Genomic DNA, 19,880 nt, shown 5'->3' with positions numbered 1-19,880 from the left:
TAATAAGTTAAATGTAAATTTATAATTAATTTTTCACAATTTGATGTAACCCAATATATTATTATAAAAAATGGAACAATAGCTTGTCCAGCCTGGAAGGGCCCTTTTGGGCGCGCCGAACGGCCCCTTTAGCCGAGGACGTGAAGTTGTGAACCTGGAGCTAATTGATCGATCGTCGAGGGGCCTTTTTCTAGGCTCGAACGCTTCACGGCCGCCTTTTAACTACGGTCCTCGTCGGCTAGGGGTCCATCACGCGAGCTGGGGGCGTTCTTGCGGGATAGGTGCCGCAGGGAACGGCCCACCAGGGTCTGCAGGGCCTCCGTCGCTTGGATCACCGTCACCAGCCAATCCCCGCTCCCCAGCTCCTCGAACACCACCCTGTCGGCCTTGATGTCATTGCGCCACTGGCCTAACGACCGCTTCCATTCGGGGTTGTTCCTTCGACTGTAGATCAGACAGTTGGGCAGATCGTAGAACAGGCGAACGTATCTCACCGTCCCCTTGAACGGGACAACGGCCGCTGGATCGTAACTTCCGGTGAGATCCTGATATGCGATGAGGGGCAGGTCCGCCCCGCAGGCGGGAGCCAAACCACACCACGCCCAGGCCCTCGGGTTCACCTCGATGAGCTTGAACTCACCGCTGTCGGCATCTTGCTTGTATTCGAACTCGACCAGTCCGGTGATGCCCTGCTCATGGATAATCCGCATGACATTGCTTACCAGCTTCTCGGGCAGCACACAGCTCTCGCCAAGGTTGCAGTCGCCATGGTTGCTCAGACAGCCCCTGATCTTGTGCCCGCTCACCGAAGCCAGGACCTTACCGGAGCGATCAATATACGCTCCGAAATCGTAGAGATTGCTAGACGGCCCTCTCACGTATTCTTGGAAGAATAGATGGTCCAGCCATCTCTCTTCACGGGAAAGGAAGCCGTTGAGCTCGACCCTGTTCCGCAACACCGTGAAGCGCAGTCGCAGCATCTGGCGCTGAAGGACCCGCTGGTCTTCGTTGCTCGACCAACGGTGGAGGCGGGGCTTGGCCACGATGGGGAATACCTCGTCCTTGACATCGGCCACGTCCTCATGGGTCCAACACCTCGGGGCCATGTAACCCCGCTCCTGACCCAGCCGGCAGAACGCTCTCTTGTCCATCAGCCGTTCTGCCGCCTGGCGGCCGGCAACACAGGGCGCACACACTTCCCCCATCCGATCACGATGCCTGGAGAGGGCCATCACCCACTGGTCGGACACCGGGATGACGACGGGGCGATCGGCCATCTTCTGGCATCGGTCGTACAGGAACTCGATGGCCCGGTCTTCGTGCAGCGCCGGGTTCACGCACCGGACGTACTTAGCGAACCGGGAGTAGGTCGACGGAGGCCTGTTGTGGACCATCACCGTGCAGTCGATGCCTTTCCGTCCCAGCTCATGCACGACGCTCAGATTGTTGCCCAGTACAATTGCCCCACGTTCGAGATCACTCACTTGAGTTCAACCCCTGGCCGCTGCTGCGGTCTAGCCTCTCGGTCCCTCTCACCAATCAGGGCAGTTATTATGATGATATTTAATATTAAGTCTTTCTGAATAATTTGAACCGTAAGGCACTTCTCATCGCCCGACGATCGATCATTATGTCCGGACCACGCATTGGCTCATGACCCTCGGTCCTGGTCACTGATGCGGGTCGGTCGTTGAACGGCGTTGGATGACTTCGTCGCCTTGGCCACATGGGTACATGGCCGAGTTCCGTCACCATTATCTACCCTGGAATCTGAAGGCCCTTTTCGTGGCGAATGGAACAGGAGCACCGGGCTTAGATGTCCTGGTGCTTCGACCGGGAGAGATGGTAAGAAAGGAGATACTGCCTTTGGAATCCTTCTCGTCGATGGGCGAGGGCGCTCTTCGAAGGGAGCGATTATCTCCCGTGATGGCAGATCATAGGGCGGAGGTCGAGAATGGATCTGGTAGGACATGGTCTGGAATATATTATCGATTGTCTCCAATCACACTTCTGGTTTACCTTGCTTTCGGGCTTGTTGGGGTATTGCCTGATGTGGACCATCTGCTCCCGGGTATGGCCCGGGCAGGACACCTTCCGCTCGCCGTTCTGGGCGGGGGTGTTCTTTGCCTTGCTTTCGCACTGGATCATCGACACGTACACGGACATCGCCTGAAGGACCAAGGAAGACATTGACGCTTGGTCTCGATCATGGCCCTTGTTCCGACAGGCCAGCTAAGAAATCGTACTCATGATCGGACCGCCGTAGGCGATGATGGCCATTCCCATACTCAGTCATTTTCCGATGGGCATGAGCGCGTCATCGTCATTGTACTCGTGAGGTTTGATCACATCCGGCTTTGAACGCTGTGAATCGCTCAAGAGGGACTCGTAGATACTGATCATCCGGTGCGTCACCGCCCCATAGCTGAAGTTGTTAACGATGTGATCCCTGCCGTAAGCCCCCATCTCATGGCACAGCGATTCGTCCTCGATAAGCTGCACAACGCTGTCGGCGATCCTATCCACGTCCCCCGGCGAGTGTATGAACCCAGACTTACCATCCTTCACTATCTCCTTGGTGTCCCCAACGTCGGTTGCGACCACTGGTACCTTGCAGGACGAGGCCTCCATGCAAGTCGTCGGCGCCCCCTCCATGTATGACGGCAATATCATGACGGCAGATCGGCCATAGATGTTGGGCATTTCCTCATGAGGTATGTAACCGATGGTTTCGATGGGCAGGTTGGTGTTGCTGATCGCTTCCGCCAGGCTCCCTCTCCCTACGATCTTGAACTTGACATCAGGGTGAAGCTCGTGAACTTTCCTGAATATCTTGACAAGGTCGTCCGCACCCTTCCATCTCTCCAGCTTCCCAACGTAGACCACTTCCTTTTTGTGCTCCTGATCATAGTTGAACATGTCCGTCGACACGGCGTTGGGCACGTACTCGGCCTCGACCCCGAACTTGTCCTCGATGATGGGCATATCTTTCTTGCATACGGTGATAACCTTATCGGCCAGCCTGACCGTCTGCCGACCGATGGTGCTGTCATATATCTTGTCTTTCAGCCAAAAGCGGAAGGAGCACCGGCTGTCAGGGGAGTTCTCGTGATCGACCCCTCCGTGGATGGTCAGGACATACTTGAAATCCCTGAAGGCCCGGGCCATGGCGGCCGAGTTGGACATGAAGAAGACATACGAGTGTACGTGAACGACATCATAGTCCGAGCGGACCAGCTTGAAGAACACATTTGAAACGGGGTTCATGTCCATTACGAAACCGTGGCTTTTCAGACGATGTAGATCGAAGTCCGCCGAATATGACTCATCATTGAAGATGCCAGTGTCGGAAGTATAGGCATCGACCCTGTGGCCATGACGCGCCATGAGCTTCGAGAGCTCGAACGCATAGATACCAGACCCGGTCGGGTAAGCTGGCCCCCAGAGGGCAGATATCGTTGCGATTCTCATCCACTTATCCTCTCCTCAAAGGGAGGTGAAAACCCGGATTATATAAGGATTATCGGAAATAGGAATGATGACATAATTAAAGCACGGTCGAAATAACCCGGGCGACATGCGGCAACTGGCCTGGGCGAGGTGGGATCGTGCGACGATGCGCCTTGCCCCTCGCTCATTTTCCGAGAGGCAGCCTCACATCCTGCGGTCCCGGGCGAATCCCCAAAGGTATAGGTAAAGGAACATGCTGGCCGAGCTCAGTATGAAAGTGAGCGCCCCCAGTTCGCCGAAGGATAACCAGGGAACGGCGTAAACGAACGGATCAAAGACGATGTAGTCATAGCTCACGATCCTCGCCGCGACGTACAGCCAGGTGAGAAGACTGTAGAACCAGGTGGTGAGGATGAGTGCCCTGAGGAACCGGGATTCCCTAATCAACTATGCACCGGGCAATGAACGAGCCTCCGGGATATAAATCTAACAGAGCCATTTATAAAAATCTTTACGCATATAAATAATCCTGGACCATGCTTTCGAGCCCATGCGCCGTCACATCCCGGGCGGTACAGCCTCCGCCTGGTCCATGGGGGTGGCCAATGCCGGCAGGTGGATGATGAACCTTGTCCCCTGGGAGAAGTCGCCGGGAACGCGGTCCTCCACCCATATCTTGCCGCCATGCTCCTCCACCAACCGCTTGGTGAGATACAACCCCAGGCCGCTCCCCTGGGCCTTGGTCCTGCCCCGGTACTTGCGTAGGAATACCTTGGGCTTCACATCATCCGGGATGCCTGGGCCGTCGTCCTCGATGATGAATTTGTGATACTCCCGCCCTCCGTCGTAGATGTGGTTCTGCCTGATCTTGATGTGGATATCGCCCTCTGAATGCTTGACGCAATTGATCAGTATGTTCCAGAACGCCTCCTTGATCATGGAGGAGGCCATGGTATAACTGTCCGGTTGGGTGTGCTTCTCGATGTGTATGCGCTCCCCGCCCACCACATGGACGTCGGAGATAACGTCCTCCAGCATGGTTGAAAGTTCGATCTGACCGTGCGCCGAATCATGCATCTCCACCATCTGGATCTTTCTCATGGTGTCGATCAGATCGCTGGAGGCGGTAATGGCGTCCAAGGCCTTCTGCAGCTCGTCCCTCTTCTTGGTGTGCTTGTCCTTGACCATGGCCAGCTGTATGTATCCAGAGATGGCCGCATTGTGCCCCTGGATGTCGTGGGTGAGGAGGTCCAGATACATCTCCGCTCGCTCTTTGGCTTCCAGGGCCTCGTGCTCCAGCTGCCTCTGGTCGGTCACGTCCTGCACGATTCCCACCGCCCCGATGCGCTTGCCGTTGCTGTCATGGATGGGCGCGGCGGAGATCATTTCCGTTCCGCGCCTCCCGTCGGCGCGGACGACATCGATCATCTCGCCCCTGATGAACTCCCCGTTCTTCAACGCCCGGGAGATGGGCCAGCCATCCTTGGTCACCGGCATTCCATTATTGGACCACTTGGCCCTGATGCTGCGCACCTGGTCGATGATGTTGTCCTTGGTCGCATTGTTGCCCCATATCTCCACCCGCCTGTGATTGGCCTCGAGGACCTTGCCGTTGGCATCGACGAGGACTACCCCGACCGGCAGATTGTCGATTATTGCTCTGAGCCGCACCCGCTCAGCGTCGACCCTGGCAGCGTACTCTTCCACCTGTTTTCGAGCGTTCACCAGCTCAGTGGTATTGATCCCCACCAGGAGGAAGGACACCGGGTCGCGGGAGATGGGGGCGATCATCACCTGGGCCGGATATTCGACCTCTCCCAGGCTGTGCATGTGATCCTGGCTTATCTGGACCGTCCAGGCCGTTAGGGCTTCCCCCACCATCTTCTTGATCCTCTCGACCTCCAAGGGCGTGGCCAGCTCCTCACAGCGTTTGCCCTCAAGGGGACGGGGGACGGCATGAAGGATTCGATTACGGAACAAGGTATTGCACAGCGTCAGACGGAAGTCGGTCCCTTCGTTTTCGAACAGGCCGATGGCCACCGGCATGGCATCCAGTATGCTGATCAGTTTCTCGCTTTCCTTGGCCAGGATGTTGATCAGGGATTGCCTCTCGTCGTTGGCTTTTCGCAGTTCCTGAAGGATCAGCTGCTCGTTGACTGCCACCGCGACCGATGATGCTATCTTCTCCCCCAGGTCGATCTCGTATTGTTTATACGGGAGGACCTTGAACCGCACGAACAGGAGTACGATCCTGACCCTATCGCTGATCCGCACCGGGACGACAAGGATCGATCTGCCCGGGTACCTCGACAGGACATCGCAGTTGCCCCTGGGATCCCTGGTCACGTCAAGAATGGCCTCGCTGCGATCGCTGTTGATCAGTTTGGAGGCCAAGCTGACGATCTCATCGGCCAGTTTCTTGGCCTCATCAGGATCGATACGCAGAGAATGGTTGGCCCTCCATTCTCCTCCATTGTTGATCACCAAAGCGAAGGCATCATCGTCCAACGCTCCGGTCACCGCGCAGATGGTCTTGGATACCAGCTCGTCCGGATCGGGCGAGGACCTCACGTGATCATTGACGCGGGCGATGGCTTCCAGGGCCTTCTGCTCCCTCACCTGCGAGGTGCGGTCGAATACAAGAGCCAGTATGGCCTCTGGTTCCGTCCCTCCGGCGAAGATCGGGGTCGAGTCGAACTCGAACTGCTCCATGCCCCGGACATTGGTCGTGAAGATGCCACGGATGGTCCGTCTGCCTTCCAGGGTGGCGTTGACGAGGCCTTTGATCGCCTCATATATGTCATCGGGTATGCCGACCTGATCGGGAGTCTTGCCGATGATTTTCTCCGCCCTCAGGCCCAGGGACTGGGCGGCGGTGGAGCTGACATACCGGAACCGATACTGGCGATCGATAAGGTAGATGAACATACCGGAGCGTTCCAGACCTTCCTCCATCTGCTCCTGGACCGCGTCCAGGAGCGAGTTGTCTGTCGTCGTCCCCTGCTCCGGTTCGATCTTATCGTCCGCCATGCACTCCCCCATCGAGTAATGTCCTTTAGGTCAAGATACCTTTCTATCTCTCGTAATATGTTGCTTGCATCCCTGGGATCAGTGCACACCGAACGACGGGCGGCGATCAATGAGAACTGGCGTTTGAGTTAACGGTGTTCACCGAAATGAAAAAACGATGCATCGTCTGGATAATCGTCCTCCATTGGTTGTTAAACCCCCCATCGTATGAATCCGATAGCAAGTTATTTACCTGGAAATAATTAATCGCCCGCCGTGAAAGGCTCCAGGTTCAGCATAGCTGTCGCTATGCTTGTATGTGTAGCATTATTGGTCACCGTCATCCCGACCGGGGTGAAGGCGGCCCTCCCCTCGGAGCAAACGTTCATTTCCGAGGGTGCTGAGGAATCGACCTATGCTTTGTGGGATCAACAGTTCACGCGGTTCGACGCCAACAACGCCGACAGCCAAGACTGGTGGTGCCGGACCATGCATGAGGTGCACAGCGGATCACATTCCATCTACTGCGCCAAGAACGGGTATAACTCCCATTACTACTCGAACGGGACACAGTGCGAGGATGTGAACATCACTCACGCCCAGGACCCAAGCCAGCAAAGCGACGTTCTTAGGTACGACACCAATCAGGATTCCATCATGTGGAAGGCCCTGGACACGTCGGCCCGCTACTACGGCACGGTCACGGTCACCTTCTGGTTCTGGTCCGACACCGGCATCTCGGACGCCAAACAGCCGTCCGATAGTGCCAGCGTCGGCTATGACTTCCTGAACCTCATTTATTACACCGGAACCGGCTCCACTCTCACCAAGCATGTGGCGTGGACCGATACTCAGGCCCAGGCGATGGCCAAGACCTGGACCCAGGTGTCCATTGTCATCCCCAGCAACTCCACCAGGGTTGGGTTCGAGTTCGTTTCCGGGACCACTGCACCTCAGGGCGGCGACGCTTCTAGCCCCGCCTCCTGGGTCAATATCGTGAATGGAGGAATGAAGGAGGGCGTGTTCCTCGATGACATCACTGTGATCGGTAGCGACAAGCTGCCGGCCCAGGCGCTGTCGACCGCGGTCGACCCTCTCCCCGATTACGAGAACAGCTTGACCTTCAACGTAAGCTATTCCACCAACGACCCTGAGCTGGGCATGAAGTGGATAGACCTCTTCTACCGCGTTGACGGAACCGGGGACTGGAAGAAGTACGAGACCTCGCTGAGGCCGGACGGTAAGTTCCCCAACAGCACTACGGCCATAGAGTTCACTGCTCCCAAGGAAGGGACCTATGAGTTCTTTACCCGGGGCACTGACAACCTGGACGTGATGGAGGGGGCCAAGACTGTAGCAGAAGCCTCGACGACCATCGACCTGAGCGGCCCGACCTCGACCATCAAGTTCTCCGGAAAAGGGGACGGCTCCGCCTACGAGGGCGCGGTCTCCTTCAGCATCACCGGAACCGACGCGGTCTCGGGCATCGACTCGATCCACTACCGCATCAACGGCGGGAACTGGATGGAATACTCCTCCGCGGTTGGCCTGGCCAAGAACGGACAGTATAAGATCGACTACTACGCCACTGACAAAGCAGGTAACAACGAGAGCGTCAAGAGCTCGACGATAACTCTGTCCAAGGCCTCCCCCGGCATTGTGTTCGAGAATCCGGTCATCTCCTCGAACGGGGATGTCACGGTGAACTTCACCGTGGCCCTCAACGGGACGACGGTCAAGGCGCTGCAGTATCAGCTGGACGATGGTGCGTTGACTAACCTGGACCCCGCCAACACCTCGGTGTCCTTCACCGGGCTGAAGGAGGGGGACCACACCCTGACCATCAGAGCGACCGACTCCAATGGTGAGGTGTTGGTCGGCGAGACCACCTTCTCCGTCAAGAGCAGCGGCTTCGGCTCCTGGTTCAGCGACCCGCTGGTCCTCATCGGCATCATCGCCGTGGTGATCGTTGCCGTGGCTGGTGTGTTCTGGTTCGTCCGGCGCAAGAAGTGAACGAACGGGGCTTCGCCCCCCTTCCCTTTTTATTATATTTTCTTAAGACCCATATGGCTCGCTAGCGCACATTTTCCCGACAGTCGGTGGTTGAGACGCCGTTTATGGGGATCGGGACCCCTGCGACGAGGACCCCGATACACCTGTTAATCTCACACGTAATGAATGAAAGAATGCATAAACCAGAGCCTACTGTTCAAATTTCGATGTTTACGCCATTTTACTATCAATTTAAATATCAGGCCGGGCTGATCGCCCCACATATTTTTATATACCGTTGTATTACCTTGGTAACCAGATAATAATGACAGAGAACTCAGATGAAGCTGCCACGATCGCGCCCTTTTACAAGAGAAGAGGCACGACCATCATCAACGTCAGGGTACCTCAGGCTCTAGTCACCAACATGGACATGTGGGTCGAGAACGGGGAGTTCAAATCCCGTTCGGAGTTCGTCGTCACGGCAATAAGGCAATACTTGGACTACCTGCCGACGAGAAGGACGGCCCGCGATGTCAAGGCTTCTTTCGATGAGGAGGAAAGGCCGTCGGTCCCACTCAAGAAGTAGCTGGGGGACAATCCCCCAGATTCTTTTGCTAACCGTGGCCGCCCGATCAAGCCTGGTTTCTATGGACGTTCATACCACGGCATGTTCGCCTGCCGCATGACGGAGAGATCACGACGATCCAAATTACCGGAACCTGTTGCCCCTCGCCGCCAGAGGCGCATGTTAAAGGGCAGCCCAGGTTGGCTATCAAGAGGATAAATTTACATCATATTACATTTATACTAATAATTAATTCTAAATCCCGTGATTCTCAGAATTACCTCTCCCTCCAGGGACATGTCCACCAAGACCATGTACGAGAAGTTCATGGCCGGAGAGAGTGTATCATACTGCCTTGATGATCACCCAGTGGGCGCGGTCATGGGAGCAAGGGAGGAGGAGGACGGATATGTCCTCACGGTCAACATCACCAACCAGACCGCCTTCGAGCATTATCTGGACATGAGGAGCAGACGGGTAGGGCACTCGGGCGCCTATGCCGCTCTGGTCTGAGCCAACCTGTGGCCATACTTTTCATCGATGTTCTCTGCCTCGGCGACTCAGGACCGAACGGCTAATATCTAAGTTAATAATGCGTCGGCGGTTCAGGGGATGGGATCACCTTTGGGTATCGACATCAACACACTACATGGAAGCTCAACTCTCATGAGCTCGACGCATTCAAGTTAGTCTTTCTCATAGGGGCGATCTCCCTGTTTGCGGACATGACCGCGGACGGGTACTACAGCGTGGTCGGCACCTATCTCGGTTCACTGGGGGCCACCGCGGCGCTGGTGACCCTGATCACCGGGATCGCTGGCCTGGTCACTTACACTCCGCGTCTGGCTTCTGGCTGGTACTGCGACCACACTCATCATTATTGGAGGATGCTGGGGGCCGGACTGCTCATAAACTTCATTGCCGTACCCATGCTCGCCCTCGCCGATCACTGGGAGCTGGCATTCGGCCTCATCGTCTTCCAGCGGGTGGGACAGGCCCTTCGCGCCCCCGCCCGGGACTCCATCATATCTCACGCGGCCAAGGGGATGGGCGGGGTGGGCAGAGCGTTCGGGCTGCACGAGGCGATGAGCGATGTCGGCTCCATGATCGGACCGATCGTCGTCGCCCTGATCCTGCAGGCGAACATGGGATATGGGGCGGCGTTCAGCATCACGGTCGTCCCTGCGATCCTGGCCATCATCATCCTGTTCCTGTCGAGGCGGTGGTACCCCCACCCCATGGGCCTGGAGGTGCCCCACGCGACCAAGCATAGGATGGAGAAAGGCAAACTGCCCCGTCTGTTCTGGATATATCTCCTGGGGGCCGGCCTCCTGGCGGCGGCGTACATCGACTTCCCGCTAATCTCCTATCACCTGAGTTCGAACGATCACCTGCAGGACTTCTGGATCCCGGTGCTCTACGCTGTGGCGATGGGGCTGGATGCCATCAGCGCATTGGTCCTCGGCCACTTCTTCGACCGGCTGGGCATGACCGCCATCGTCGCGGTGTTCGCCCTTTCCTCTCTTTTCGTGCCCCTGGTGTTCGCGAGCGACCTTGGCCTCATGGTCCTGGGCATCATGCTGTGGGGAGTGGGACAGGGAGCGATGGGTTCGATCCTCAGGGGGGCGGTCTCCAATCTGGTCCCCGCCGACCGCCGGGGAGCGGGTTTTGGCACATTCTCCACCATCTTCGGGATCATGTGGTTCCTGGGCAACGCCCTGGCCGGGTTGCTGTACTCCATCAGCCTTCCCCTGATGATCGCCGCATCAGTGAGCGTGCAGCTGCTGGCGGTGATCATCTTCGCCTGGATCGACAGGGAGGCGGGGATGAAGCACAAGGGTGCCGGAATCAGGCCGGAGAAGAAGGAATGGACGGCAAGAAGTAGGATGCTGAGGAAAAATATCAGTTAAACTTAAATAATTCAAGCTCGACTTAATTCAATCCGTGGGCCAAATACGGGGCATAACCTCAGCGGTGCTCTTGACCGCCATGCTACTCATCGTGCTAGTACCAGTAAGTGTAACTCAGGCCGCCACGCCAGCAGTGGTTTTTGAGACCAATTTCGACGGCAACGGGGACTTCATCGTGGAATGGGAGTCCTTGGGGTGGTCCCGTGGAGACTACGCCGCAGGCCATGACGACGACCTGTGGTGCCGGGCCAATTCCACATGGTTCGGCAACCTGTCCCGGGCGGTGGGATATACCATCAGTCCGCACACCGAATACACGGCGCTCTATTGTGCCAAGCTGGGCAATGGTCCCAACGGCGAGAAGAACATCGATAACGGCTACCCCGACCCGGGCATGGACTCGTGGGTGAGATACACGGTATCCAACCCCACCCGCCTCGAGGGACTGACCCTCAGCTTCTATTACTGGGCCAAGACGTCGGATACCGCCTCGAACTACCTGTGCGTCAACGCCAATAACGGGACGGCGACGACAATGGTCTGGAAGCAGCCCTCGGCCGACAGCGGCGGATGGCAGCTGGCGACGGTCTCCCTGCCGGCGGGAACGACTTGGCTGGAGTGGGAGTTCAAGTCCAGCGCCGCGGCCGGTACCAAAGACTACCCCGGTGCGCTCATCGATGATATGAGCCTGAACGCGGCCAACGTGCTCGCCGATCCGCCCGCCTCTCATATCGGCAGCGGGATCAGCGATTACTACAGTAGCCGGACCGTACAGGTGCCGGTGACCTGGACCAACGCCGACCGTGTCTCTCTCTACTACCGCATCAACGGGGGAGGGTGGACCCATTACGTCGACGCCACCCACACTGACGGCCTGTTCAGCACCTCTCCCATCACATTCATCGCTCCCAGTGATGGACAGTACCAGTTATTCAGCCTCGCCAGCAACTCGACCAATACCGAGACCATGAAGACGGTGGCCGAGGCGTCGTTTACCGTGGACATGGTCTCTCCCACGGTGAACATAACGACCCCTGCCCAGCAATCGACACACAGCACGGGCATGGTCACCATCGGGTGGAATGCCGACGACAAAGGCACCTGGGTGATAAGGGCACAGGTCTCCATGGACAACGGGACGTGGGCCGATACTACCGGCGAGTCGATGGCCTTCACCTCCCTTTCCGAGGGATCGCATACCGCCTGGGTGCAGGTGTTTGACGCGGCCGGCAACTCGGCCAAGACATCGGTCACCTTCAGCGTGAACCTGCATGCTCCCTCGATGACCTTTACTCCCACTGGCAGCGACGTGAAGAACGACACTGCCATCGTCGTCTCGTTCACTGACCCTGTGGACAAGGGATCCATCAGCCTCACCGTCAAGGGCGTCACCGGCACGCTGTCGTGGAACGGTGACAATGTCACCTTCACTCCGTCCTCGACCCTCAGCCCGGAAACCACCTACGAGGCCACCGTCTCCGGCAAGACCGCTAAGGGAGATTCTTTCAACGTGAGCTGGTCGTTCACCACCATCAGCGACCATGGCAGCATCTCGGGCGTTATCAGGGATGCCAATGGGAAAGCGGTCGCCAATGCCGTGGTCAAGCTCAGCAACGGCATGACCACGACCACTGACGCCAATGGCCGTTTCTTCTTCGACAAACTCGGGGTCGGCCACTTCACCATCACCGTGAGCAAGGACGGCTACCGGGTGGCGACCATGAGCGTCGATGTCGCAGCCTCTGGCACCAAGGACATCGGAGCGCTTAGCCTTGAGAGCGCCGACGGCCAGTCCCTGGACCTCGTTCCGATAGCGGCGGTATTGATCGTCGCGGTGATCGGGGTCGGTTTCGTTGTGTACATGGTGCGCAGAAGGAAGTAGGGCGGTGGGGCGAGCGGGACGAAGCCGCCCCACCCCCACCGCAGCCTTTTTTTGTTACCTCCCGGCCGATAGAGCCAACGGAGGAAACCTGGGCGACAATCGAAGGACTTGAAGCCCTGCCAGCCGGGAGAACAAACAACCGCTTGTGCTCACATATACTCTTTGTAAATCTTAGCACGCGAAGGACCTTCTCGGTCGTCAATCCTACATAAGTGACCATTGGTGTCTCCAGGGGAACAGCGGTCGACGACCGAGAACATTCTAGGCCGGTGCCGGGCTCGAGATCAGAGGAACTGGCTCCCATCTGGTTGACCGCGCAGATATGCCGTAGAGCCATCGCCTCGCCCATTATATCGAAGGTGATACTGGTGGGGGTGGGTTTTATAACGTCATTCGATTCTCTTGAGGAGGCAGCGGGTGACCTGGCCGGGAAATACTTCCCGATCGTCACACCATGCCGGGGTGCCAGAGCATCAATGGAGTGGACCGCAAGTCCGCGTTCGAAGGTGCAACTCCTTCCCCCGGCCCCACTTGTTCTCAATCACGTGATTCTGTTTGCCGTCGTGCGATATTCGCGTAGATCCCGGCTCAAGCCGACGATCACGTTGTCGTCAACGGCACCATTATTCAAGAGGCCAGGCATGCAGCCTATCGCCGTACCTGCCCCGGCCGGGACGTGTTTTATGTGACCCTCTCTCACATTTAGTGCTCGATGGTGACCATGCCCGAGTATTTCACCAAGAAAGAGGAGCGGCAGTATCAGCACATCAAAGAGTCCGAGGAGGAAAAGGAAGGACGCTCGGAGGAGGATGCCAAGCGCATCGCCGCCGCCACCGTCAACAAGGAGAGGCGGGAGAAGGGAGAGACGAAGGAGCAGAAGGGCGAGCGATGAGCGACCTGATCGCCTGAGCCTCACAAACCAAGCTCGGCGGAGACTTTATTCAGACCGTCCAGGGCAACTTCCAGGAACTCGTCACGAGGCATGCCCAGCTCCTCGCAGCGCATGATGCGCTCCCGACTTACGCCCTTGGCAAAGTCCTTGTTCCCGAACTTCTTCCTCAATGAGGACAACTGGACATCGGCAAGCCTCTTGGATGGCATCACCAGGGCACAGGCGATGACCAGCCCGGAGGCCGCGTCCGCGGCGATGAGGGCGACCTTGAATCGGCTATCGACCGGTATGCCGGTGACCTCGTGGTTGTGGGCCATGATGACCTCCACGAGCCCCTCGTCGACCTTTCCGGCGAGAAGATCCTTCGCCACCAAGGTGTGGTCTCTCATCCCCGAGCACACCTCCATGTCGATGTCGTGGAGTATCCCGGCGAGCTCCCACCGATCGGCGTCCTCGCCCGAGCGGACAGCGATCTCGCGCATGATCGCGCCCACCGCCACCATGTGCTTGATGTTGCTCTCCTTCTTCACGTGCTCGCGCACCAAGGCCAGGGCGGATTCTCTTGAGACCATGCTCGTTCCTCCATCATTATGGCCAGCTGAGTCTTAAATGGCTATGGCACATTGTCAGCTTCTAAGGTCAAGAATAGTATTAGGTGCCTTCCGGCGATACCGTTCCCAGAGGATGGAAGAGTGTGCAGGTACATCGATCCCACCGCGGTGCTCATCGGCAACTACGAGCTGGAGGATGGGGTCAGCATCTGGCCGTATGCAGTGATACGAGCGGACCATGATCGCGTGGTGGTGGGAGAGGGCAGCAACGTGCAGGAGCACGCCGTACTGCACGTGGACACGGGATTCCCGACGATCATCGGAAGGAACGTCACCGTCGGCCATGGGGCGATCATCAACAGGGCGAAGGTCGGCGACCATTGCATCATTGGGATGAACGCGACGGTGGTAGAGGGAGCGATCATCAGCGACGACTGCATCATAGGCGCCAATGCGGTCGTCACCGGCAAAATGGTCATCCCTTCGGGCTCGATCGTCGTCGGCGTGCCCGGAAGGATAGTGAGGTCCAACGACCCCACCGTCCACGACCGGGCGGAGAACAACGCCCGTGCCTACCATGCGCTCAGAGACGAGCATCTGGCGGGGCGGTACGCTCGCTACAAGGCCGCACAGCCGTGAGGTGCTCGCTCTCGGCCCTAGGGTTTTATTGGATCCAAAGACATCAGAGCAATATTCTTAGGGGCGGCGGTCGGTTATTTGGTGGTGTCGGCCATACTGGCGTTAGGGGGGCTAGATGAGCAGGACTGACGACGCGGGGATGGCGGAGATGAGGTCCAGGGTCCAGGCGGACATTGACCGCTACCGGGCGATGCGCCGTGCGGTCCTCTCGCCAGCGAAGTACGACGGGGAGTTCATCGTGCTGACGGCCGCCCTGCTCATCGTCTCCACCCTCATCATGCTCACCTGGTACGAGGCCCTGATCGTGTGGGCCATCGTTACTTTCATCCTCTACTCGTTCAACTACATCGTCTTCTTCCTTCCCCTCACCAGGCACCGCGGCGAGCGGAGGGAGAAAAGACCGCTTATCCCCAAGCGACCCATCAAGGAACCGCTCCTCTTCATGCTGAGATACAGGCGCCGGTTCGCGGTGGAGGTGGGCCTGACCATGTTCCTGGTGGGGATGGTCCCCCTGGCCCGGAGCTTCTTCGTGCTGTTCGGCATAGGATTCGTGTTCACGATAATCCATGGGACCTTGCTCGGAGAGCTCCCAGCGGGGCTGACCCTCAACCTGATCGTCCAGATCCTGGTCATCATGGCTTACTTGCTTCTCGTGGTGATCGTCAGTCCGCAATCGCAGGGCTTCACCAAGATGGCCCGCTCCCTCAAGTATCGCATTCTGACCGCCCGCTCCAAGGGACGGCAGGCATACATCTGGGCGATGGTGTTCGCGGGCAGCATCGTCTTCGTCATCTGCGTCGTGGCGGTCGGGGCGATACTGCTTCCCGGTAAGACCCTGGACCTGCTGATTGGCTTCTTCCAGGGCAACGATATCTCACACATCCTGGCATTGGCGGCCATCCTGGGGGCGGAGTTCCTCATCATGCGCGTGCTGCAGAGCAGGGCCAGCCGCCAGATGGCGCTTGTGCTCATCGACCAGCGGTTGCAGGACCTCGAGCAGGATTGCCTACAGCCTCTCGATGCCCTGATCGATTCCGATGCCACCCGCCCCACGGTCGACGGACGAAGCTACGAGGAGCTCATGTGCACCTACTGCCCGATGGCGGTGTACGATGTGGTGGAGACGAACATCTTCGGATACCTGCCGGTGTTCCTGGTGGTACCGGTCATCGACCTCCTACTAGACGAGGAGGTGCTGAGGTACGTCGGCCTCCCCCGGGACATGGAGGGGAGGCCGATCCTCGACCGGGGCCGCCCGTGATCGAGGAGCCGGAAGCATCCGCTATCGACGGCCTCGCTCAGTCCTCCCTCCATTTGAACAGCTTCACCGCGGCGATGAAGAAGATCGCGGTCAGGACGGCTACGACGGCGATATCGAAGAGCGCTCCGGCCATATTGCCGTAGACCATGACGTTGTTCAGCCCCTCGATGACGTAGTACAGCGGGAGCACGTGGGCTATGGCCTGCAGATAGTCAGGCATGACGCTGATGGGGAAGAAGGTCCCCGCCAGAAACATCATGGGGAAGGTGACGATGTTGCCGACCACGCCGGCGGTCTCGGGGTTCTTGGACACCGTGCCGACCAGCATGCCTATCGACGCGAAGAGCGTGGGGCCCAGGATGAGGAAGGGGATGATTCCCGGGGTCAGGGTGATGTGAGCCCCGAACGCGGCCACTCCCACCAGCACCATGAGGATGAAGGAGGCTGACGAGAGCACGATGTACCACATCACCTTCGACGCCAGCCATTCCATCTTGGTCAGGGGGGTGAGGCTCAGCTGCTTGAACAGCTTGTTCTTCTTGTACTCCGAGGAAATGTTGACCAGCGAGAACATGGGGCTGACCAGGATGGAGAAGCCGATCAGTCCGGGGATGAGGAAGTCGATGTACTGGGTCTGCTGGGAGTTGACCGTGGCCTGATCGACGCCGATGACGCTCGTCCCGTTGAACCGATGGAGGTTGAACCCGTTGGCTATCCCGTTGACCGTGCCGGAGACGATACTGCTGGTGCTGGAAGAGGGATTACCGTACACGGTGACGTTGATGGGCTGAGCGGCCTGATAGTCCGCGGAGAAGTTGGCCGGGATGATGATGCCGTCCGATGAGGAGTGATCGGCGAGGTACCTCGAGAAGTCCTCGGAGGGGTCCACCATGACCACGGTGACGGTTCCCGAGCTGTTCAGCGCGCCGATGAACTGGCTGGCGACATCCATCTGCGGGTTGGGGAAGGGGCCGGTGTCCTGGTTCTGGACGTACACGGTCACCGTCCCCGACGACGTCCCGGAGAAGATAGCGCCGAAGATGAGGATGAGGATGATCGGGAAGACGAGGCCAAAGAAGAGTCCCACCCGGTTCCGCATGTAGCCGCGGCTGTAGACCCTGAAGTCGGCCATGACCCGGCGACCGCTGAACCTGCTGCGAGGACGCTTATCCACTGCGGCCACCCCCCACGAACTCTCCGCTATCATCTACCTGTCCCCGCACCAGCTTCACGAACACGTCGTCCAGACTGTCCCGCCGGGTGCGGATGTCGCCCCACTCCATCTTAGAGCGGTCGGCCGCCTCCAGCGCGGCCAGGGCATCGTTCTTGTGCTTCATGGCGATGCTGACGACGTTGTCGTGGGCCTCGACCTCCAGCCCTGTGCTCGTCCGGATGTAGTCAGCAAGCTCCTTGCTCCCCTGGATCTCTAACCTCTCTCCAGAGCCATGCTGGCTAATGATCTCCTCGGTGGTGCCCAGGGCCACGATATGCCCATGGTTCATGATGGCCACGCGGTCGGAGAGCTGCTGAGCCTCGTCCAGATAGTGGGTGGTGAGGATGATCGTCTTACCCTTGGCCTTGAGGCCCTTGATGACCTCCCAGATCGCCCGCCGGGCGTTGGGGTCGAGACCGGTGGTCGGCTCGTCCAGGAACAGCAGGTCCGGTGAGTTGACTAGGGACAAAGCGAGCCCGGTCTTCTGTTTTTGCCCTCCCGATAGGTTCTCGAACCCGTTGTTGGCGGAGTCGTCGAGAAGCACCGACCTCAGGATCTCGTCCGGATCCACCTTGACCCCGAAGAGGCTGGCATAGTAGATGACGGCCTCCCGCGGGGTGGTCTTCTCGAAGAAGTTGAACTCCTGGGGGATGACCCCGATCTTGTTGTGGAGGGCGTTGCCCTCGTCCCAGGGGTCCAGACCCAGGACGCGCGCCTCGCCGCCGTCCTTCCTCCGGAGACCTTCCAGGATCTCGATGGTCGTGGTCTTCCCGGCGCCGTTCGGTCCCAGCAGTCCGAAGACCTCTCCCTCCCTCACGGTGAAGGATATGCCGTCGACCGCCTTGATCTCGCCGTAGTTCTTCCGTAGTTCGGCCACCTCAATGGGCATCATCGGTGAACACCTGCCTTGATGGGACGCTGTACGCTCCTCGTGCTAGTTTCCCCCAACCGGTTTATTGTCCAACGTATAATTAAAACTTGTAAATCGGCTGGCGTACGAGAATGTGTCTCGATGTCCGATAGAGTCCTATAGATGATGTGAAAAAATTGAGAAAGAGAGGCCGGTGAGCAATCCCAGTTAAGGCCCTAGCCGTCTCTTCAGGATCAGGATCGCTCCCGCCGTGGCGATCACAGCGAGTCCGGCCATTTCCAGGCCGCCAATCAAGGGATGGGCAGAGGTGGTGCTGGGGCTGTCGAAGGTCGCCCCCTCTTCGGTGACTGCGGGATCAGCTGCCTGCTCGGTGGCAGTGGACGTCTCGGCGGCCTTGGTTTGCTTTACTTCAGCGTACCGCAGGTGATCCCCGGAGGCGTCCGTGGCGATATAGCACATGTGGACGTTGCCCTCTCTGTCGACAGCGATGGAGGCGCAGGCGCTCGATGCGGCGGTATTATCGATCGTCCTCGTTGTCCACTCCCCGCCGGCGTTGGTGGCGTACTTCAGGCTGCCGTCGGTGGCCGACCGGTAGGCGATGTGCACTGCCTCATTGCCGTCGACGGCGATGGAGTTGCTCCACACATACCCTCCGGACTCGATCGCCTGGGGCTCCCAGGAGCTCTCGGAGAGGAGAACGTGCTTCAGATCGACCTGGCCGATCTTGTCGCTGGTGGAGATGGCGGCGTGAGGGCGGCCGAGGGAGTCAGTGGCGATCGAGCAGTAGCTTCCGATCCACACGCTGTCCTCGACGTTCTGGGTGCTCCAGGACCCTCCGGCGTTGGTGCTGTACTTAAGGGGCATCCCGCCGATCCCGGCATAGGACAGGATGTGGGCGTTGCCGTTGAGGTCCACGGCGAGGGCGTTGTAGTAGCCGGAGATGCCGGTGTCGACAACCTCGGTGCTCCACTTCCCGTCGGCATTGGTGGCGTACATCAGATCATCGTTGCTGGCCTCATGCCCGGTGTGGTAGCTGATGCAGACCCTGTCCTTCGGGTCGATGGCGATCGAAGTAGACCCCAGCACATATCCGGGATCGATCACCCGGCTCTCCCACGATCCGTTGCGTTCAGCTGCGTAAATGAGGTCGCCATAGCCGTCGTTGATGTTGCCGACGAAGGATACGTGAGCGATGCCGTTGGAATCCACGGCGATCGAGCAGTCCCTGCCTGCCTCTCCCCGATCGGCGATGGTCTGGATGGCCCACTCCCCGCCGGCGTTGGTCGCATACATCAGCTTCCCGTCGTCCTCGTTGAAATAGCAGAGGTGGGCGTTGCCGTTGAGGTCCACGGCGATGTGACAGCCCGAGACGTTCCCTTGGACCGCCACGCTCTGCACCGATGTCGTAGCCTCCGGGCTCGCCGCCGCCCCTTGGATGGCGACGAACGGGATGGCGAGGACCATGAACGACAGGAGGACTATGAGAGGGTAGCGAGCCATCATACCAGCATCACCTTCCCTGCATCCAGATGTTCGAAAGTCCATCCTCCGAAACTGCTTCCCCCCTTAATAGCCCTCGTGTTTGATTCCCCCGCTTATTATATTTTACCGACACCTAATTTATAAATCTAAGATAATAAAG

At 58.4% G+C, this 19,880-nt stretch carries 17 protein-coding genes; 9 read left to right on the top strand and 8 right to left on the bottom strand.

The window, feature by feature from the left end:
• Positions 1 to 218 precede the first annotated feature (218 nt).
• Positions 219 to 1,484, bottom strand: coding sequence for a hypothetical protein (locus SA339_04375; protein ID MDW5562442.1), 1,266 nt, complete (start codon positions 1,482 to 1,484; stop codon positions 219 to 221).
• Positions 1,485 to 2,050: 566 nt separating this feature from the next.
• On the opposite strand from SA339_04375, the gene SA339_04370 reads away from it, so the two are divergent.
• Positions 2,051 to 2,173: a hypothetical protein gene (locus SA339_04370; protein ID MDW5562441.1), complete on the top strand. Its 123-nt coding sequence runs from the start codon at positions 2,051 to 2,053 to the stop codon at positions 2,171 to 2,173.
• A 119-nt stretch (positions 2,174 to 2,292) separates the two neighbouring features.
• Here the strand turns inward: SA339_04370 and SA339_04365 are convergent, their stop codons facing one another.
• The 3 genes from SA339_04365 to SA339_04355 form a co-directional block, all read right to left on the bottom strand.
• Positions 2,293 to 3,471, bottom strand: coding sequence for a glycosyltransferase family 4 protein (locus SA339_04365; protein ID MDW5562440.1), 1,179 nt, complete (start codon positions 3,469 to 3,471; stop codon positions 2,293 to 2,295).
• 183 nt (positions 3,472 to 3,654) lie between these two features.
• Positions 3,655 to 3,897, bottom strand: a complete 243-nt coding sequence (locus tag SA339_04360) for a hypothetical protein (GenBank protein MDW5562439.1) — start codon at positions 3,895 to 3,897, stop codon at positions 3,655 to 3,657.
• 111 nt (positions 3,898 to 4,008) lie between these two features.
• Complete coding sequence (locus SA339_04355; protein MDW5562438.1) at positions 4,009 to 6,480, bottom strand: PAS domain-containing protein; 2,472 nt, start codon at positions 6,478 to 6,480, stop codon at positions 4,009 to 4,011.
• Positions 6,481 to 6,735: 255 nt separating this feature from the next.
• On the opposite strand from SA339_04355, the gene SA339_04350 reads away from it, so the two are divergent.
• The 6 genes from SA339_04350 to SA339_04325 all read left to right on the top strand — a co-directional run bounded on the left by SA339_04350 (position 6,736) and on the right by SA339_04325 (position 13,703).
• The gene (locus SA339_04350) at positions 6,736 to 8,472 is read left to right on the top strand and encodes a hypothetical protein (GenBank protein ID MDW5562437.1); all 1,737 of its coding nucleotides are present in this window, start codon (positions 6,736 to 6,738) and stop codon (positions 8,470 to 8,472) included.
• A gap of 304 nt (positions 8,473 to 8,776) precedes the next feature.
• Positions 8,777 to 9,040, top strand: coding sequence for a ribbon-helix-helix domain-containing protein (locus SA339_04345; GenBank protein ID MDW5562436.1), 264 nt, complete (start codon positions 8,777 to 8,779; stop codon positions 9,038 to 9,040).
• A gap of 243 nt (positions 9,041 to 9,283) precedes the next feature.
• Complete coding sequence (locus SA339_04340) at positions 9,284 to 9,532, top strand: hypothetical protein (protein MDW5562435.1); 249 nt, start codon at positions 9,284 to 9,286, stop codon at positions 9,530 to 9,532.
• A gap of 104 nt (positions 9,533 to 9,636) precedes the next feature.
• The gene (locus SA339_04335; protein ID MDW5562434.1) at positions 9,637 to 10,929 is read left to right on the top strand and encodes an MFS transporter; all 1,293 of its coding nucleotides are present in this window, start codon (positions 9,637 to 9,639) and stop codon (positions 10,927 to 10,929) included.
• Between the two features lie 79 nt (positions 10,930 to 11,008).
• Positions 11,009 to 12,811: an Ig-like domain-containing protein gene (locus SA339_04330; protein ID MDW5562433.1), complete on the top strand. Its 1,803-nt coding sequence runs from the start codon at positions 11,009 to 11,011 to the stop codon at positions 12,809 to 12,811.
• Positions 12,812 to 13,523: 712 nt separating this feature from the next.
• Positions 13,524 to 13,703: a hypothetical protein gene (locus tag SA339_04325; GenBank protein ID MDW5562432.1), complete on the top strand. Its 180-nt coding sequence runs from the start codon at positions 13,524 to 13,526 to the stop codon at positions 13,701 to 13,703.
• A gap of 20 nt (positions 13,704 to 13,723) precedes the next feature.
• On the opposite strand, the gene SA339_04320 is transcribed toward SA339_04325, so the two are convergent.
• Positions 13,724 to 14,275, bottom strand: a complete 552-nt coding sequence (locus SA339_04320; protein MDW5562431.1) for an HD domain-containing protein — start codon at positions 14,273 to 14,275, stop codon at positions 13,724 to 13,726.
• A gap of 51 nt (positions 14,276 to 14,326) precedes the next feature.
• Here SA339_04320 and SA339_04315 point away from each other — a divergent pair, with 51 nt between their 5' ends.
• Together SA339_04315 and SA339_04310 are read left to right on the top strand one after the other, a co-directional pair.
• On the top strand, positions 14,327 to 14,893 hold the full coding sequence (locus SA339_04315) for a gamma carbonic anhydrase family protein (protein MDW5562430.1): 567 nt from the start codon (positions 14,327 to 14,329) through the stop codon (positions 14,891 to 14,893).
• Positions 14,894 to 15,008: 115 nt separating this feature from the next.
• Positions 15,009 to 16,154, top strand: a complete 1,146-nt coding sequence (locus SA339_04310) for a hypothetical protein (GenBank protein ID MDW5562429.1) — start codon at positions 15,009 to 15,011, stop codon at positions 16,152 to 16,154.
• A gap of 37 nt (positions 16,155 to 16,191) precedes the next feature.
• On the opposite strand, the gene SA339_04305 is transcribed toward SA339_04310, so the two are convergent.
• The 3 genes from SA339_04305 to SA339_04295 all read right to left on the bottom strand — a co-directional run bounded on the left by SA339_04305 (position 16,192) and on the right by SA339_04295 (position 19,738).
• Complete coding sequence (locus SA339_04305) at positions 16,192 to 17,361, bottom strand: ABC transporter permease (protein ID MDW5562428.1); 1,170 nt, start codon at positions 17,359 to 17,361, stop codon at positions 16,192 to 16,194.
• Positions 17,321 to 18,259 carry an ABC transporter ATP-binding protein gene (locus SA339_04300; protein MDW5562427.1) on the bottom strand — a complete coding sequence of 313 codons (939 nt, stop codon included), beginning with the start codon at positions 18,257 to 18,259 and terminating at the stop codon, positions 17,321 to 17,323. Before SA339_04300 ends, SA339_04305 begins: the two co-directional genes overlap by 41 nt.
• Positions 18,260 to 18,445: 186 nt before the next feature.
• Complete coding sequence (locus SA339_04295; protein ID MDW5562426.1) at positions 18,446 to 19,738, bottom strand: hypothetical protein; 1,293 nt, start codon at positions 19,736 to 19,738, stop codon at positions 18,446 to 18,448.
• Positions 19,739 to 19,880 lie beyond the last annotated feature (142 nt).

It is taken from the genome of Methanomassiliicoccus sp., from assembly GCA_033485155.1.
In the GTDB taxonomy this organism is placed as follows: Archaea; Thermoplasmatota; Thermoplasmata; order Methanomassiliicoccales; family Methanomassiliicoccaceae; genus UBA6.
This window is presented reverse-complemented; position numbering and strand designations above follow the sequence as displayed.